This window comes from Erythrobacter sp. (assembly GCF_040217515.1).
Classification (GTDB): domain Bacteria; phylum Pseudomonadota; class Alphaproteobacteria; order Sphingomonadales; family Sphingomonadaceae; genus Erythrobacter.
This window is the reverse complement of record NZ_JAVJPT010000005.1, coordinates 365944-382272: the sequence shown is the minus strand read 5'-3', so window position 1 is coordinate 382272 and position 16329 is coordinate 365944. Positions and strand designations below refer to the sequence as shown.

General features: G+C 64.1%; 11 protein-coding genes and 1 tRNA gene. 8 read left to right on the top strand and 4 right to left on the bottom strand.

Annotated features, from left to right (window positions below; genetic code table 11):
* Window positions 1-28: 28 nt before the first annotated feature.
* The 3 genes from RIB52_RS07820 to RIB52_RS07810 form a co-directional block, all read right to left on the bottom strand.
* Window positions 29-1135, bottom strand: a complete 1107-nt coding sequence (locus RIB52_RS07820) for a BLUF domain-containing protein (RefSeq protein ID WP_350174633.1) — start codon at window positions 1133-1135, stop codon at window positions 29-31.
* Window positions 1136-1441: 306 nt separating this feature from the next.
* Window positions 1442-2866, bottom strand: a complete 1425-nt coding sequence (locus tag RIB52_RS07815; RefSeq protein WP_350174631.1) for a DEAD/DEAH box helicase — start codon at window positions 2864-2866, stop codon at window positions 1442-1444.
* A gap of 147 nt (window positions 2867-3013) precedes the next feature.
* Window positions 3014-3652, bottom strand: a complete 639-nt coding sequence (locus RIB52_RS07810; RefSeq protein ID WP_350174629.1) for a hypothetical protein — start codon at window positions 3650-3652, stop codon at window positions 3014-3016.
* A gap of 135 nt (window positions 3653-3787) precedes the next feature.
* Between RIB52_RS07810 and RIB52_RS07805 the strand changes: the two genes are divergently transcribed.
* The gene (locus tag RIB52_RS07805; RefSeq protein ID WP_350174627.1) at window positions 3788-5236 is read left to right on the top strand and encodes an FAD-binding oxidoreductase; all 1449 of its coding nucleotides are present in this window, start codon (window positions 3788-3790) and stop codon (window positions 5234-5236) included.
* 140 nt (window positions 5237-5376) lie between these two features.
* Window positions 5377-6162 carry a SapC family protein gene (locus RIB52_RS07800; RefSeq protein WP_350174625.1) on the top strand — a complete coding sequence of 262 codons (786 nt, stop codon included), beginning with the start codon at window positions 5377-5379 and terminating at the stop codon, window positions 6160-6162.
* Window positions 6163-6410: 248 nt separating this feature from the next.
* On the opposite strand, the gene RIB52_RS07795 is transcribed toward RIB52_RS07800, so the two are convergent.
* Window positions 6411-7418 carry an N-formylglutamate amidohydrolase gene (locus tag RIB52_RS07795; protein ID WP_350174623.1) on the bottom strand — a complete coding sequence of 336 codons (1008 nt, stop codon included), beginning with the start codon at window positions 7416-7418 and terminating at the stop codon, window positions 6411-6413.
* Between the two features lie 154 nt (window positions 7419-7572).
* On the opposite strand from RIB52_RS07795, the gene cpdR reads away from it, so the two are divergent.
* The 6 genes from cpdR (at window position 7573) to RIB52_RS07765 (ending at window position 16015) form a co-directional block, all read left to right on the top strand.
* Window positions 7573-7977, top strand: a complete 405-nt coding sequence (gene cpdR / locus RIB52_RS07790; RefSeq protein WP_350174621.1) for a cell cycle two-component system response regulator CpdR — start codon at window positions 7573-7575, stop codon at window positions 7975-7977.
* A 97-nt stretch (window positions 7978-8074) separates the two neighbouring features.
* A tRNA-Val gene (locus RIB52_RS07785) sits at window positions 8075-8149 on the top strand.
* Window positions 8150-8176: 27 nt separating this feature from the next.
* On the top strand, window positions 8177-9691 hold the full coding sequence (locus RIB52_RS07780) for a DUF6538 domain-containing protein (RefSeq protein WP_350174619.1): 1515 nt from the start codon (window positions 8177-8179) through the stop codon (window positions 9689-9691).
* 158 nt (window positions 9692-9849) lie between these two features.
* Window positions 9850-11823: a DUF262 domain-containing protein gene (locus RIB52_RS07775; protein ID WP_350174617.1), complete on the top strand. Its 1974-nt coding sequence runs from the start codon at window positions 9850-9852 to the stop codon at window positions 11821-11823.
* Window positions 11823-13370, top strand: a complete 1548-nt coding sequence (locus RIB52_RS07770) for a site-specific DNA-methyltransferase (RefSeq protein WP_350174615.1) — start codon at window positions 11823-11825, stop codon at window positions 13368-13370. The genes RIB52_RS07775 and RIB52_RS07770 overlap by 1 nt, the downstream gene beginning before the upstream one ends.
* Window positions 13370-16015 (top strand): DEAD/DEAH box helicase, encoded by a 2646-nt coding sequence (locus RIB52_RS07765; protein WP_350174783.1) that lies wholly within the window; start codon window positions 13370-13372, stop codon window positions 16013-16015. The genes RIB52_RS07770 and RIB52_RS07765 overlap by 1 nt, the downstream gene beginning before the upstream one ends.
* The last annotated feature ends 314 nt before the right edge of the window (window positions 16016-16329 follow it).

Below are 16329 nucleotides of genomic sequence, written 5' to 3'. Positions count from 1 at the left end.
CCCGAGGGGACGCCCGCCCCGCTTCGGCTCAGCTCTTGGAGGCGACTTCGCGGCGGTGGCGCACGAGTTCGGACAAGGCGAGTTCGGTCCCAGCGCTCGAACGCCGGGCGTGATCGGCGCTGACATGCTCGGCCGTCGCCGTGGCTTCGGCGAAGAGCCGCCCTCCGACCGAGACCACCAGCGGCTTGTGCGGCACGGCGGCGCGCATCCGGTCGACCGTCTGGCGCAGCCGCGCAAGGCCGCCGGGCCGCATCATCGCATCGGACAGCGCGATATCGATCGCATCGGGCTGCTGCTCGCGCAAAGCGCGCGCGAGTTCGAGATCGGTCTGCGGCGATGCGAAGTCCACACCCCAGCCGGTATCGACGAACTGGTCGGCGAGAAGGGTCGGACCCAGCGCATGCGGTTCGCCCGGCGCGCTCGCCAAGAGGATGGAATATCGGCTCGAGCGCAACGTATCGGGGCAGGTCGAGGCATGGGCCGCGTGGCTGGCGAGCTGCAGCAGCCCCATCGCCAGCGTCACGTCGAATTCGCTCGCCTCGTCCGCCAGCCAGGCATCGCCCAGGCCGCGCGCGGCGGGCTCGATCAGGTCGCGCGCGATTTCGGCGGGCGAACAATCCTTCGCGACGAGATCGGCGATCAACCGGTTCAGCCCCGCCTCGTCCGCATCGAGCGCGAGGGCGACCGCCTGCGGCACATGGTGCGACAGCGGATGCCGCCCCGTCAGCCGCTCGCGCAGGGTCTCGGGGACCGCCTCGGTCCTACGGTAATGCAGCAGGTCCCATTGCGAAAACAGTCGCGACCCGACGAGATGCTGGGTCAGCACCTCTATCCCTGCATGGCGGCCATCGTGCTGGATCGAAGTCCAGATCCGCTCCAGGCTGTCGACCGGGCCTTCGATGGTCTGCAGGAAGCGGCCACGATCGTAGAGGAGCAGCCCCGTCACGCCGAGGGCGTGATTGCGCGCCCGCGCGGCTTCGACAAGGGCGTTGAGTTCCTCTTCGTTCGGCGTGCTCGTCGCCCGGCTTTCATAGGTCAGGCAGCCGATCATCTCGCCCGCATCGTCGGACCCGGAATTGCCGGACGCTGCATCGAATGTCATCGCCATTACGTTCTCCCTGACCGCAGTGTCCATGATTCGGCGGGCCGGGTCAATCGCGGGTCGGGATGATGCGCAGCGGGGTGACGCGCGACAGGCGCGGAACTGCTCGCCCGGGCGACCGGAAAAGCAGGAGTGCCGCGGCGCTCGGGCGCTGGCAGCGCCCCGCAGGAGGCGCAGGAGTTGGACTTTCGGGCTCCGGCAGCAAGAATCATTGCCGAGAGCCTTTCTTAAAGACCTTAGGCCGGAATTAAATTGCGCATCACGCCAATGCGAGGCAATTCGCCAAGCACCCCCGATTGCACGAAATGAACGAAAGGCGAGGTTGGAAAAAGCGGCCGCTCAGCCCACGCCGACGTCCAGAAAGCTCGGACGCGGCCCGTTCCATTCGCCCGGCGGCACCGGCTCGTCATCCTCGTCGCGGCGGCGCGAACGGGATTTGCGCTCGGACTTGTCCTCGGAGCGTTCCTTGCGCGGCTTGCGCTCGCGCTTCGGCTTTGCCGGGGCCTCGCCCTCGCCGCTTGCACGGCGGCTCTTGCGCCGGGGCTTTTCGTCGCCGCCAGTGTCCGCCTCGGCATCGCCGCTGTCCTGGTCGGCCTTGCCGCCGTCCTTACCCTTGTCCTCGGCCGGGTCGACCAACGGCACGCGCACGTCTTCCTTGCCGAAGACCTTGATCGCGCTGCCGGTAAGCTTTTCGACGTTCTGGATCGCTTCGGCGTCGTCTTCCGAGACGAAGGTGAAAGCGCGCCCCTTCGCCCCGGCACGGCCCGTGCGACCGACGCGGTGGACGTAATCGTCCGGGTGCCAGGGCGTGTCGAAATTGAAGACGTGGGAGACGCCCTTGATGTCGAGCCCGCGCGCGGCGACGTCGGAGGCGACGAGGATGTTGACCTCGCCCGCCTTGAACCGGTCGAGTTCCTTGAGCCGGCTGGACTGGTCCATGTCGCCGTGAATCTCGCTGCTCGCAAAGCCGCGCCGCTGGAGATGCTTGTTGAGCTCGCGCACGGTCGTCTTGCGGTTCGAGAAGATGATCGCGGTTTCGACCTGGTCGTTCGCCAGCAGCCATTCGAGCGTGTCGCGCTTCTGCCGGGACTTCACCGGGATCTTGAAGGCGGTGATGTCCTCATTGGTGGAAGCCGCCCGGCTGACCTCGATCCGTTTGGGATTGCTGAGGAACTTCGCCGCCAGTTTCTCGATCGGCGGAGGCATGGTCGCCGAAAACAGCATCGTCTGGCGCGTTTCGGGAAGCTTGGAACAGATGAACTCGATGTCGGGAATGAAGCCCATATCGAGCATCCGGTCGGCCTCGTCGATGACCAGCAGCTCGCAGCCATTGAGGAGGATCTTGCCGCGCTCGAACAGGTCCATCAGTCGGCCCGGGGTGGCGATCAGCACGTCGACGCCTTCGTCAAGCGTCTTGAGCTGGTCGCCCATCTGCACGCCGCCGATCAGCAGCGCCATCTTTAGATCGTGGTTCGCCCCGTATTTCTCGAAATTCTCCGCCACCTGCGCGGCCAGTTCGCGAGTCGGCTCGAGGATGAGCGAGCGCGGCATCAACGCGCGCCGCCGCCCGGACGCCATGACATCGATCATGGGGAGCACGAAGCTCGCGGTCTTGCCGGTGCCGGTCTGGGCGATGCCGATCAGGTCGCGCATCATCAGCACGGCGGGGATGGCCTGGGCCTGGATCGGGGTCGGCTCGGAATAGCCGGCGTCCTCGACGGCCTTGAGCAATTCGGGGGAAAGGCCGAGATCGGCGAAAGTCATGCGTGTCGTAATGTCCGGATAACGGCGGCCATGTGTCCCGCCGGTTGTTTCACCCGGCAGGCACAGAGCGCTTGCCGATCGCGCGCGCCTTCGCCGAAACGCGCGCCAAAGTCAAGGAAACCCGGCAGGCGCGCGGGCACTTCGCGGCTATTCCTCCTTCACCGCGACAAGCCGGCGCATGCGTTCGACCTCGCACTTCACCCCGGTTCGGCTCTTGATGCGGTCGCGATCCACGCACAGCTTTCCGTCCTCGTTCTTTTCGACATAGAAGCCGGAATAGAAATCGCGCGCATGGCAGGTCTTCTCGAGATTGACCGTGACGATGCGCTTGTCCTTGAGGAACAGGAGAAGGCGATTGCCCGACCCCGTCTGGACACCCGCAATCCGCTCGATCGGGAGGCATTCGCCCATCTTGCGCTCTTCATAGCGGGTTTCGAGTTCCTTGCGCGGCAAGGTGGCGAGCAATTGCTGGCGGGCAGCCCCGCGCTGGGGCGAGATGCGGATGACGACACGCTGTTCGATCCGGACCTGGCGGGCGACCTGGCGTTCGCGAAAGGCCGATAGCGGCGCGGCGTCGGGTAGCGGTTCGGGAGGAATCGCGCGGGGCGAAGCGTGTTCGGGTTCCTCGCGGTCCGGACCCTGCCCTGCGGCGAAGACAGGCCCCTGCCCGTCGGCTTCACCCGGCAGCGCGAGCGGCGCGTCCAGCCCCTGCCCGAGGATCGGGACAAACAGGGCAAGCGGCGCGGCATAGGCCAACAGGCTCGGCACGAGCGGGGTTTCCTCCATTGCAGGGCCGCATGCTCCACGGCACGCGGACGACTTTTGACCACTAGGCCGCGCGATTGAACAGCGGCTTAACCTTCTCGCGGGTGCGGCAAAAGCGCTGGTCATCCGGCCCTTGCCTGTGGCATGACAGCAACAATGACGCCGACCGCAGAAAGAACCGCCGCGAAGACCTTTCTGGACGAGGCTGCCGAGCTGCTCGGGCCGAGGGGCCTGACCAACGACCCCGACCTGATGGAGCCGTGGCTGACCGACTGGCGGGGACGCTATACCGGCCGCGCGCTGGCGCTCGCTGCGCCGGCTTGCACGCGAGAAGTCGCGGCCCTTGTCGGGCTGTGCGCGCGCCATGGTGTCCCGATCGTGCCGCAGGGCGGGAACAGCGGGATGGTCGGCGGGGCGACCCCCGATGATACGGGAACGGGCGTGCTTCTCTCGCTGCGCCGGATGGACCGTGTACGCGAGCTCGATGCGGGCGCGGGTCAGGTCGTATGCGAGGCGGGGATGATCCTGCAATCGCTCCACGATATTGCTGCGGAGAAAAGCCTGCGTTTCCCCCTCACTCTGGGCGGCAAGGGATCGGCGACGGTGGGCGGGCTGATTGCGACCAATGCCGGCGGCACGCAGGTCCTGCGCCACGGCACGATGCGCGCCCAGGTGCTGGGGATCGAGGCGGTGCTTGCCGACGGATCGGTCTATGACGGCCTCGCCGCGCTCAAGAAGGACAATCGCGGCTTCGACCTCAAGCAATTGCTGATCGGTTCCGAAGGCACGCTCGGCATCGTCACAGCCGCCACCTTGCGCCTGCTGCCCGCCCCAACGGCGCGGGTGACGGTCTGGGCGGGCCTGGCGGGCATCGTCGAGGCGCGCGCCTTGCTGCGCGCGATGGAGCGGGCGATGGGGGACGCGCTCGAAGGTTTCGAGGTCGTGCCCGACCATTGTCTCGCAAGCGTGCTCGCCCACCTGCCCGATGCGCGCGCTCCGCTGGCCGAACGCCATGCATGGAACGCGCTGATCGAATTCGTCGCGACGGGCACGGACGAAGAAAGATTGCGCGAAAAGGCCGAGGCCGCGCTTGCCAAGGCGATGGAGGACGGGCTGTTCGACGATGCCGCGATCGCCGCGAACGAAACGCAGGCGGAAAGCTTCTGGACCTTGCGCGATTCGATCTCGGCTGCCGAACGCGCGCTCGGCCCGGCGATGCAGCACGACATTTCCGTGCCCGTGCGCAAGATGCCCGAATTCATCCTCGCCGCAATCCCCGCCATCGAAAGCGAGTTTCCCGGCACACGGGGCGTCGCTTTCGGCCATCTCGGCGATGGCAACGTGCATTTCCACGTCCTTGCCCCGGACGGCGCCGTTCCGGGCGAATGGGAAGAAAGCGACGGCAAGCGGGCGAGCGCGCGGGTCTACGACCTCGTCACCGAATGGGGCGGATCGATCAGCGCCGAACACGGCATCGGCCAGGTCAAGGTCGGCGAGCTCGCCCGGCTCGGCGATCCGGTGGCGCTGGCGATGATGCGCGCGGTGAAACAGGCGCTCGATCCGCACAGCCTGCTCAATCCCGGAAAGCTCGTTCCCGCCGCCTGAACGGGCTGCGGCAGGCGACTTGCGCCTACCGACACAAGCGCCTAAAGCGCGCCGCGACCGGCGGAGGGGCGCGGCCGCGGAGCCGCGCCGTCATTCGCTGCGACCGGATAATCGAGAAACCAGTCTTCGGAGACACACTCATGGCCAGCGCGCCGCAGCAGCCGCAACTTCCGCTGTTCTATAAAGACCTCCTGCCGCTCAACAGCCGGGACCACGGCGACTGGAAGGTGAGCCAGTTCGGCACCGCCGCCCATGTCGCGCAGACCCATGCGATCCCGCTCACCGTCGACGAATTCGTCGATGCGCAGCGCAATTACCCCATCGTCTTCAGCGCGGGCGACAACCCGCTGCCGATCGCGCTGATGGGCCTCAATGAAGGGGTCAACACCTTTGTCGGCGAGGACGAGAAGATCATCGCGGGCGTCTATGTCCCGGCCTATATCCGCCGCTATCCCTTCATCCTCGCCAAGATGAAGCCCGACAGCGACGAGATGTCGCTGTGCTTCGATCCAAGCGCGGGCGTAATCGCCAAGCAGGAAGAGGGCCAGGCCCTGTTCGACGGCGAAGGCAAGCCGACCGAATACACCAACCAGGTGCTCGATTTCTGCTCCAAGTTCGAGGAATCGGGCCAGCGCACGCGGGCCTTCCTCGAGGAACTCAAGAAGCTCGACATCCTCATGGACGGCGAAGTCGCGATCACCCGCGGCGACAATCCGGACAAGCCGTTCGTCTATCGCGGCTTTCGCATGGTGGACGAGAAGAAGCTGCGCGAACTGTCGGCCGAAACGCTCGAGGCGCTGAACAAGAACGGCCTGCTGATGCTGATCCACGCACACCTGTTCTCGATGAACCTGATGCGCTCGATCTTCGAGCGCCAGATGGCGCAGGGCAAGGTGCCGCGGGCGCAGGCGGCCGCCGCGGGCTGACGGCATAGAGGCCGATCCGCGAAGGGCGGCGTACCGCCGATCCGGACCCATTTCGGGGCGGGCGGGGCTTGAAGTCCCGCCCGTCTTTTACCATGTTTACAGGCAGGCGGTGTTCCCCCCTCATCGACCGCCTGGAGCCGCGCCCCAGAGCGCGCTCCCCCCTGAACCTGGCCCACCTCGTGCATCCCCCCCTCTTGCACGGGGTGGTGCTTTTTCCCTTTACGATCCAGGCCAAGCCTTACGGCCGTTCATTCCGCGGCCTGGGCCAGATCGCCGCCTGGAGCCAGTCTTGCCGTCTCCGCCCCCAGTTCGCGCACCAGCCCGGCAATCATCCGCGCGACTGGCAGCAGTCCGGGCGACGGCTCCGCAAGGTCGACATCGAGATAGGCGGAGCGGCAGATCTCGACCTGGATGGCGTGCAGCCCGCGCGCAGGAGCGGCATGGCGATCGAGCACATAGCCCCCGGCATAGGGCCGGTTGTGCGCGCTGGCGCAGCCCTCGGCATCGAGATAACGGAAGGCCCGCCCGACGAGCCGCGCATCGCATGACGCCCCGAAGCGGTCACCGAGGACATAATGCGGCGCGCGACTCTCGCCCGCCTGCAGGCGCAGGGGCGGCATAGAATGAAGGTCGACCAGCAGCGCCGCACCCCATTGTTCCCGCAGGAGGCGCAGCTCGCGCTCGAGCAGGGCATGATAGGGCCGGTGAATACGCTCGATCCGGCCCTCGACCTCGCCCTGCTGAATGGGGCGGTTCCAGATTTCGCCGAAGCCCGGCAGGCGTCGCGGCACGAGGCCGAGCCCGCTGCGCGCGCGGCGATTCGAACGGCCCCGCCCCTCGGTGTTCTCGCCCCGCCTGGCCTTGGCGCCGCCTTCGACCATGCCCCAGTCGACATCGTCCTCAGCCCGGTTGAGATCGAGCAGCGCGCGCGGCGCATGGGCGACGAGCAGCGCAGCCCCGGTAAGGCGCGCGACTTCCTCCGCAACCAGGTCGACCAGTCGATCCTCGAGCCGCAATTGCGACAGCCGCACATCGCGCATCGCCGCCAGCGTCTCGCCGGGATAGACCCGGCCGGCATGCGGCACTCCGATCACGACGGGAAGCGGCATAGCGTGCGGCGCATGAAAGCTGAAAGCCGGTCCGCAGGCCGGATCGCCGACCGCCCCGCCCTGCACCCTGCGCTCCGCATGCGGGCCCGAGCCCTCGGCGCGGCCCGCCGGCGCGGTCATGTTTTCGGATATCCTGCGCATGGTCATCGGCAATGCCTTGCTGAACGCATTGTGCTCGTCTGTCAAAGCGTTGCTTTGCGCATCCCCTATTCGGTCGGCGATGACGCTACAGGCGTTTCACAGCGGGTCAGGGGCACTACGGGACAGGATTTCTTAAGTGCCCCGTGCTATGCGTGAAACCATGACAGTCAATCACTTTCCCAGCAGCGAAACCCCGCGCATCCTGCTTGCCGAGGACGAAGAGGCGATGCGCACCTATCTCGCCCGCGCGCTGACCAATGCCGGTTACGAGGTGCGCGCGGTCGACCGCGGCACCGCGGCGGTCCCGCTGCTCGAGAGCGAGCGTTTCGACCTGCTTTTGTCCGATATCGTCATGCCGGAAATGGACGGGATCGAACTCGCCCAGCGCTGCGCCGAAATTTCGCCGCGCACGCGGGTCATGTTCATCACCGGCTTCGCCGCGGTTAGCCTGCGCGCCAGCCGCGAACAGCCCGATGCCAAGGTCCTGTCCAAGCCGTTCCACCTGCGCGACCTCGTGCTGGAAGTGGAACGGGTATTCGAGGAACAAGCCGAAGCGAGCTTCTAGGTATTTCGAATCGCTTGCATGGCGGCGCTGCCCGCGCTAATGGGCCGCTCCGCCTTGGTACCGCATCGGTACAAAGGCGGCTCCGGCAGATGGGTTCGGGCGTATAGCTCAGTGGTAGAGCACTGTGTTGACATCGCAGGGGTCGGAAGTTCAACTCTTCCTACGCCCACCATCGCCGCCCCGGGAAACGGGGGAAAACTTGAGAAAACAGCGCTTTTTGACGGCTGGCTATTACAGCGACGTAACAGCTCGACGGGGAAAAGCGATGTGCACCTACCTTCTCAGGATCGGCCCGAAATACTATTTCCGGCGGCAAGTGCCGAAGGACCTAGTGGGCCACTTCCGAACCGCGACCGGCAAGCCCCGGACGGAGTGGCGCTACACTCTCGGCACGAATGACCGGGAGGAAGCCAAGCGGCTGCTTCGTCCCCATGCCGCCGACACGGACAGGCTGATTGACGAGGCTCGCGCCCGGGTTGCAGCCTCCGTGCCAGAACACCCCACAGAGCCGCCTCAGAAGCCCGCTGAGAGCAAAAGGGAGGCCGAGGAGGCACAAGCAGCCGAAGCCGTGCAGAAACGCTCACAGGCCCGCTATGAGGCCCGTAGCGAATATCGGAGGCTGGCGCGGGAGCGGATGCTCCTAAGCACCGTCGAACTCACGGACGAGGAAGCCTCGTGGAGAGACCTCGTGAGAGAACGGGAGCAGGAGCTTGACGCGCTGCGGGAGGCTGTAGAGGGGCAACGCGCCTTCAATGATCGTCTCGCGGCAGAGAATCAGCGGACGGCGGGCAGCATCCCCCTGATGCCCCTTTTCGAGCGATATGCGGCGACCGGCTCGGCTAGTGCTGTCACGATCAAGAAATGGCGGCCCCGGGTGGCAAGCCTGATCGAGCATCTTGGGCACGATGACGCGGCCCGAATCACGCGCGCGGACCTGAACTCTTGGGTTGCTTCGCTGGTCGCTGGAGGGCTCACGAAAAAGACCATCACGGGACAGCACCTTGCGGCGGTGCGGCTGGCGCTCTCCATCGCTCACGATGATGGGCTCCTCCCGGATAACCCGGCGAAGGGGCTCACGGTGCGCGCCCCGAAGCCCACCAAGCTACGCAGCCGCGACCTGTCGGACGATGAAGCCCGGACTATTCTGGAAGCCGCGCTCCAGCCCCAGCCGAAAGACCTTGCTTCTAGCCATGCCCTCGCCCGCCGATGGGTGCCATGGATCATGGCCTATACGGGAGCGCGGGTCGGGGAGGTTTGCCAGCTTCGCCGAATGGACTTGAGGGAGGAAAACGGGGTGCCTGTAATCGTCATAACCCCCGATGCAGGGTCGGTGAAAACTCACGAAGCCCGAACGGTGCCGATCCACCCCCACCTTCTTGAGCAAGGATTGATGCAGCTCGCCAAGCCCGGCGATGCGACCCCGCTTTTCTACGAGGCGGGCTCCGGCAGCGAGGTGAACACCGCGCCTAGGCTGAGGGCAGCGCGGCTTGGCGAATGGGTCCGGTCGCTCGGGGTGACGGTGCCCCAGCCGAATCATTGCTGGCGGCACAGGTTCAAGACGGTGGCGCGTGGCGCGGGGATCGAAAGCTACATCGCCGACGTGCTGCAAGGCCATGCCCCGAGCAATGAGGGCGGTCGCTACGGCGAAACCCCCTTGGGGGTCCTGCGGGATGCAGTCTGCAAGCTCCCCCGATACGAGGTTAAGGGGACTTAGCCGGGGCGGCCCGTTCGCTTCTTCTCGCTAGCAACAGTTTGATGGCTCCGCGGAGAGAGGGTGCGGACCGAAAAGCCTTTGGCTGCCAGCGCTTTCTCCCACCTTGACCTCCCGCTGTCCTTGCGCGAACGCTGCGAGGAAGGACAGGGAGGGAACCTATGCAAGCGGATGATCTGCTGGTCGAAACTGTGTTGGCAGAAGCCCGCAGGTTCATGGTCCCGCTGTATCAGCGGAAATACCAGTGGGGCGACGCTCGCCTCCTCCCTTTCTGGGAGGATGTCGAAGCGAAAGCCGCCGAGGTCCTCGAAGGCAACAACAAGTTTCAGCATTACATGGGCGCATTGATCCTCGCCCCGCTTACCGAGGGGACACAGATTGCGGTCACCCCTCGGGTGCAGGTGGTCGACGGGCAGCAGCGCCTGACCACCTTCCAGCTATTCCTTGCCGCATTGCGCGAAGTAGCCCGGGTTCATTCGGTCGACTATCTCATCGAGCAGGTGGAAGGCTATCTGTTCAATCAGCCCAAGGCCAAGGACACGGACCCCCTCACCCGCTTCAAGCTCACCCCAACGCCCTCTGACCGGGACATTTTCGTGCAGCTCATGGAGGACGAGTATCCCGAGGTGAGGCGCTCTCTGGGGCGATACTATTGGGGCAGCGGGGTTCCAAAGAACACCAGCTATCCGGCGCTCCGTGCCTATGACCTGTTCTACAAGTGGATAACCGAGTTCGTCGCCAATGGCCCCAGCGATTGGGAACCAGAAACCGAGGATGAGCCGGATGCTGACGATGCGAGCGAGGAGGCGATCTTAGGCTTGGCTGAGCAACGACTGGAAGCCCTGCTCCGCGCAATTCTGGAGCAGATGAAGCTTGTCGTAATCACGCTGGGCGAAGGCGATGACGCCCAAGTCATCTTCGAGACGCTGAACTCCCAAGGCGAGCCGCTCTTGGCGATGGACCTTGTCCGCAACAACATCTTCCAGAGGGCCGAGAAGCAGTCCCTCGAAACCGAGGCGCTCTACGAGAAGCTGTGGGGACCATTCGACGCGCCTTGGTGGAAGGAAAACGCTCCCTTCGCCCGGCCCAAGCGCCCTCGCATCGACCATTTCCTTGCCCACGTCCTTGCTGCCGAGACGGGCGAGAGCATCGCCATGAGAGAGCTGTATGCCGAATACCGGGCCTTCGCAGTCCCGAAAGGCAAGACGAGGTTTCCCAATGTCGAAGACGAACTGAACCTGCTTCAGCTTCATGCACCGACATACAGGACGCTCGAAGCCAAGGCGAATGACAACCCCACGATGGCGTGGTTCGGGCGAAAGCTGGCAGCATGGCAGGTCACGACAATCTACCCCATCGCGTTTCAAATCGCCGCTTCCGGCCTTCCGCAGGAGGAACAGGACAGGGTCGCCAACCTTCTCTACTCCTACCTCGTGCGGCGAGCGGTCAGCGGCCTGACGGGCAAGAACCTGAACAAGCTGTTCAACGCGATTGCCCAGCATTTCCACGAACAGGGCGCGTCCTACGACAACCTCGTCGCCTTCTTCCGCACTCGTTCGGGTGAGAGTTCGCGCTTCCCGTCGAACAAGGAGTTCAGGCGGGCGGTCATTCTCAAGCCGACCTATCACCTCGCCCCCGGCGAACGAACGAAGGACATTCTCTGGGAGCTGGAACTCGCCAGCCGCTCGAAGTTCAGCGAGGACACGCAGCGGCCCAATCGCCTGTGGACCGAGCACGTTCTACCACAGTCATGGAACGAGGCTTGGCCTTTCCCGAATGGTCCCTACGCTGACCGACATTCGGGCGACCCGAGAGTGGAGCAGCGCAACACGCTTCTTCACGCCCTCGGCAACCTCACATTGATGACGGACGCCCTCAACATATCGTCGGGCAATGCCAGCTTCGCGGACAAGCGCGAGAAGTATGACGAGCACACCACCCTGTTCATGAACAAGTGGTTCTCCAAGCGGGAGAAGTGGGACGAAGCGGAAATCGTGGAGCGGGGCGAGCACCTTTCGCGCCTCGCGCTCAAACGCTGGGAAGGTCTTCCCGGTGACGAGGTCGACCTGCCTCCCTTCTCTGACGAGCATACGCTCGTGTCCGCGCCTACCCCTCAAGAAGACAGTCCCGCCTAATGCCCACCCTCCAATGGCTTACCCGCGACGAAGACGTGACGGCTGCGGATGCCGTTCCTTATCGGCTGCTCGAAGAAGTGCCGGAGCTGGGGGCGGGCGATCCTGATGCGGGCAATATGCTCATTCAGGGCGACAACCTCGACGCGCTCAAGGCACTGCTGCCCTTCTATGCGGGGCAGGTGAAGTGCATCTACATTGACCCGCCCTACAACACGAAGTCGGCCTTTGAGCACTACGACGACAACCTTGAGCACGCCCGGTGGCTGGCGATGATCTACCCCCGGCTGGTCCTGCTTCGCGAGCTATTGGCAGAGGACGGATGCATCTGGGTTTCGGTTGACGATAACGAGGGGCACTACCTGAAGGTGCTGATGGACGAGGTGTTCGGGCGCAGGAACTTCTTGACCACCTTTATCTGGAAGAAAAGCTACGGCGGTGGCGCGAAAGCAAAGTGGTTCAATGGCCTGCACGAGTTCGTCTTGGCATACGGGAAGGAGCTTGGCCGTTTCCCCGATATGCACTGGCCCCCAGACCCCGAGGCTGTGAAAAAATACTACAAATACACCGACGATAAGTTGGAGGAGCGCGGTCCTTATAGGCTTCAGCCGCTTGCCACCACATCGAATGATGAGCGGGCGAACCTTCGTTATGCTCTACCCGGACCAGCCGGAGAGGAGGTCTGGCCCGAGAAGCAGTGGCAATGGTCGAAGGAAAGGGCTTTGAACGCGCTCGAAGCGGGAGAATTGGTCTTCAAGAAATCTCGCGGGAAGACCACGGTATCATACAAGCAGTATCTGAAATCTACCGATGGAGAAGTCCGCAAACGCAAGCCTGTGACCATTCTTGACGGACCATACACGCAACGCGGGACTGCCGAGAGCGTTGCGCTTTTCGGACAAGAAGCCAAGTTTCAATTCCCGAAGCCGGAAGGTCTCTTGGAGCTAATCCTTGAAGCTGGTTCGGCCCCCGGCGATCTAGTTCTCGACAGTTTCCTCGGCTCGGGGACGACTGCGGCGGTCGCGCACAAGATGGGCCGCCGCTACATCGGCATCGAGATGGGGGACCATGCTGCGACCCACTGTCAGCCACGCCTCAAGCAGGTCATCGAAGGCGAACAGGGCGGCATCTCGGAAGCGGTAGGCTGGAAGGGCGGCGGCGGCTTCCGCTTCTTCAGGCTCGGCACCAGCGTCTTCGACGAGCAAGGCCAAATCCGCGACGACATCGAGTTCGACACGCTCGCCGCGCACATCTGGTTTTCGGAGCTTGAGGCTCCTTGGGACCGCGAGGGACACAATGGCACGGTGCTTGGCGTAAAGGACGAGACCGCCCTCGCCATGCTCTACAACGGGGTCCTGCGGGATCGTTCGGTCAATGGCGGCAATGTCCTCACCCGCGCCACGCTCCGTGTCATCCGCGAGGACCTGCCGGAAGGTTTCGACGGGAATCTGCTAGTCTATGGCGAACGGTGCATCCTCTCCGAGACGACGCTGGAGCGCGAGAAGATCGTCTTCAAGCAGACCCCCTATGACGTGAAGGCCCGCGCGTGATGGAACTCAAACGCTACCAGAAAGGGACCCTTGCCACTCTCCGCAAGTTCCTGACCGAGTCTCGGGTCGAAGGCCCGATAGAAGCCTTCAGGACGGTCACGAGCGACCCGGAGCAGGCGGAGCGCATGGAGGGCCTTCTCTCGCCCTACAGGCCGCTCAACGGGCTTGCAGACACGCCCTATGTCTGCCTGCGCCTTCCAACCGGGGGCGGCAAGACGATCCTCGCGGCCTATAGCGTTGCGGTCGCCGCCGAGAGCTGGATGGAGAAGGACTACCCGCTCGTCCTGTGGCTTGTCCCCACCACCACCATCCGCAAGCAGACCGTCGAGGCTCTCAAGAACCCGAAGCACCCCTACAGGACCGTCCTCGACGAGGCTTTCGAGGGGCGAGTCCGTGTCCTCGACATCGCGGACTTCGGCCAGCTCACGCCTCACGACATCAAGGCCAACTGCTGCGTGATTGTCGGCACGATCCAGACGCTGCGGACGACGAGCACTGATGGGCGCAAGGTCTATGCACACAGCGAGGACCTGGAGCCGCACTTCAGCGCCCTGCCCCGGAAGATCGCGGGCTTGGAGACAATCGAGGGCGGGCGCGGAGACGGGACGGTCAAGTTCTCCTTCGCCAACCTGATGCACCTCCACCGGCCCCTGATGATCGTGGACGAGGCGCACAAAGCCGTGACGGGCCTGTCACAGGAAATGCAGCGCCGGGTGAACCCCAGTGCGATCATCGAGTTCACGGCAACGCCCCAGCCGGAATCGAACCTGCTCCATTCGGTTTCCGCGCAGGAGCTGAAGGACGAGGAAATGATCAAGCTCCCTGTCATGCTGGCCGAGCACCCGACTTGGCAGCAGGCGGTCGACGGAGCTGTGGCGAAGCGCAAGGAGCTTGAGGACATCGCGGCTACGGATGCCGACTACATCCGGCCCATCGTCCTGTTTCAGGCGCAGGACCGCAATCAGGAAGCGAATGTCGAGGTCCTGAAGGACCATCTCGTGGAGAGCGGCATCGACCCCAGCCGCATCGCCATTGCGACGGGGGACCAGCGTGAGCTGGACGACAAGGACCTGTTCGACCCACAATGCGAGATCGACTTCGTCCTCACGGTCGAGGCTCTGAAGGAGGGCTGGGACTGCTCCTTCGCCTACGTCTTCTGCTCGCTCGCCAACATCGCCAGCTCGACGGATGCAGAACAGCTTCTGGGGCGGGTCCTGCGGATGCCCTACGCTAAGGAGCGGAAGGACAAGCGCCTGAACAGGGCCTACGCCCACCTTGCGTCCAAGACCTTCTCGGCAGCGGCGGAGGCTCTCAAGGACAAGCTGGTGGCGATGGGCTTCAGCGAGGTCGAAGCCGAGAAGAATATCCAGTCGCAGCAGCCCGGTCTCGATGACGGACTGTTCGGTCGCAAGGCGCGACCGAGAGCATCCGTGACCGTCCCTGTGGACTTGCAGGACGAGGACGCCGAGAAGCTGCGCGAGGTCGCTGGCGACAAGCTGGAAATCGTCAACACGGAAGAAGGTCGATCAATCAGGGTTACGCGGACCCTGACACCCGAGGAACGCGAGCGGCTGGCCGAACGGCTCACGCAAGCGGGAGTGAAGCAGGTTCGTGAGGCGGTCGACCAGTTCGAGACCGAACACGCGACCCGTATCTCCCCGGCAGAGAGGGGGGAGAGCTTCGTGATCCCTGCCCTCATGGCGAACGTGCAAGGCGAGCTTGAGCTGGCGGAGACGGACCTGTTGATGGAGCACAGCGACTGGTCTCTGCTCGACCATTCCCATCAGCTAGGGTCGGGCGAGTTCGACCTGACCCAAACCGCTGATGCCTTCGAGATCGACCTCGATGGACGTTCGCTGACCATCAGGACGCGGGACCCTTCGACCCAGCTATCCTTCGACGTGGAGGTCGAGGGGTGGAGCGAGCAGGGACTTGTTCTGTTCCTCGCAAAGCAGGTGCGCGAGGCGGACCTAAGTCCGACCCAACTCATCGAATGGCTGGCGAAGGCTGTCTCGCACCTCACGGCTGCTCGGGGCCTGCCGCTTGCGGGGCTGATGCAGTCCAAATACATCCTCGCCCGCAAGCTGCGGGAGCGCATCGCGACCATCCGCAACAAGGAGCGGTCGAAGGTCTACCAATCCTCGCTATTCGCCCCAGAAGCCAAGCCGGAGATCAGCTTCGATCATGGCTTCGAGTTCAAGGAGGGGATGTTTGCGGGCGTTAGGACCTATGAGGGGGACTACGAGTTCTCGAAGCACTTCCTTGGGCGTGACCATCTACCAGCGTTCGACGGGCGAGCGGGAGGCGATGAGGAACAGTGCGGGAGGGCGCTGGACAGCCTGCCGAGCACGATCCTGTTGCACTGGGTCCGCAACGTGTCACAGCACAGGGACGCCTTCTGGCTCCCACTCGAAGGGGGCAGGTTCTATCCCGACTTCGTGGCGGAGTTGGCTGACGGGAAACTGGCGGTCATAGAATACAAGGGCGAGCCCTACGCGACCAATGACGACAGCAAGGCGAAGGTCGCTATCGGTAATGTCTGGGAGAAGGCTATGGACGGCAAGGGGCTGTTCCTAATGGTTGAGAAGGAGGTCGAAGGGAAACAGCCTCGCGACCAGCTTCTTGCCAAATTCGGCTCTGACTGACTTCCACCGGTACCCTCGCCTTCGCAAGGTTCGACAACGACGCCAACGGGGCTTTAGCGGCTATTTTGAATCAGGGCCGGGGACGGTCTGCGGGGAACCTATCTCCGCCAAGAATGGGACCAAAATTGTCAACGACCTGATGGCTTTAAGGAGTTTCCAAGCGCAGGCTTGGCCGAATATCGCGCAGAGAGACTGGCAGAAGAGGGCTCGGGCCGATCCTTGCTGAGAATTTGTAAGCATCCGGCAAAAGGCGGAGGCGCTTCTCAAGGTCTAGTAACCCGGCCTTGACCTCAGCCACCTCCGCCTAGCCCCCT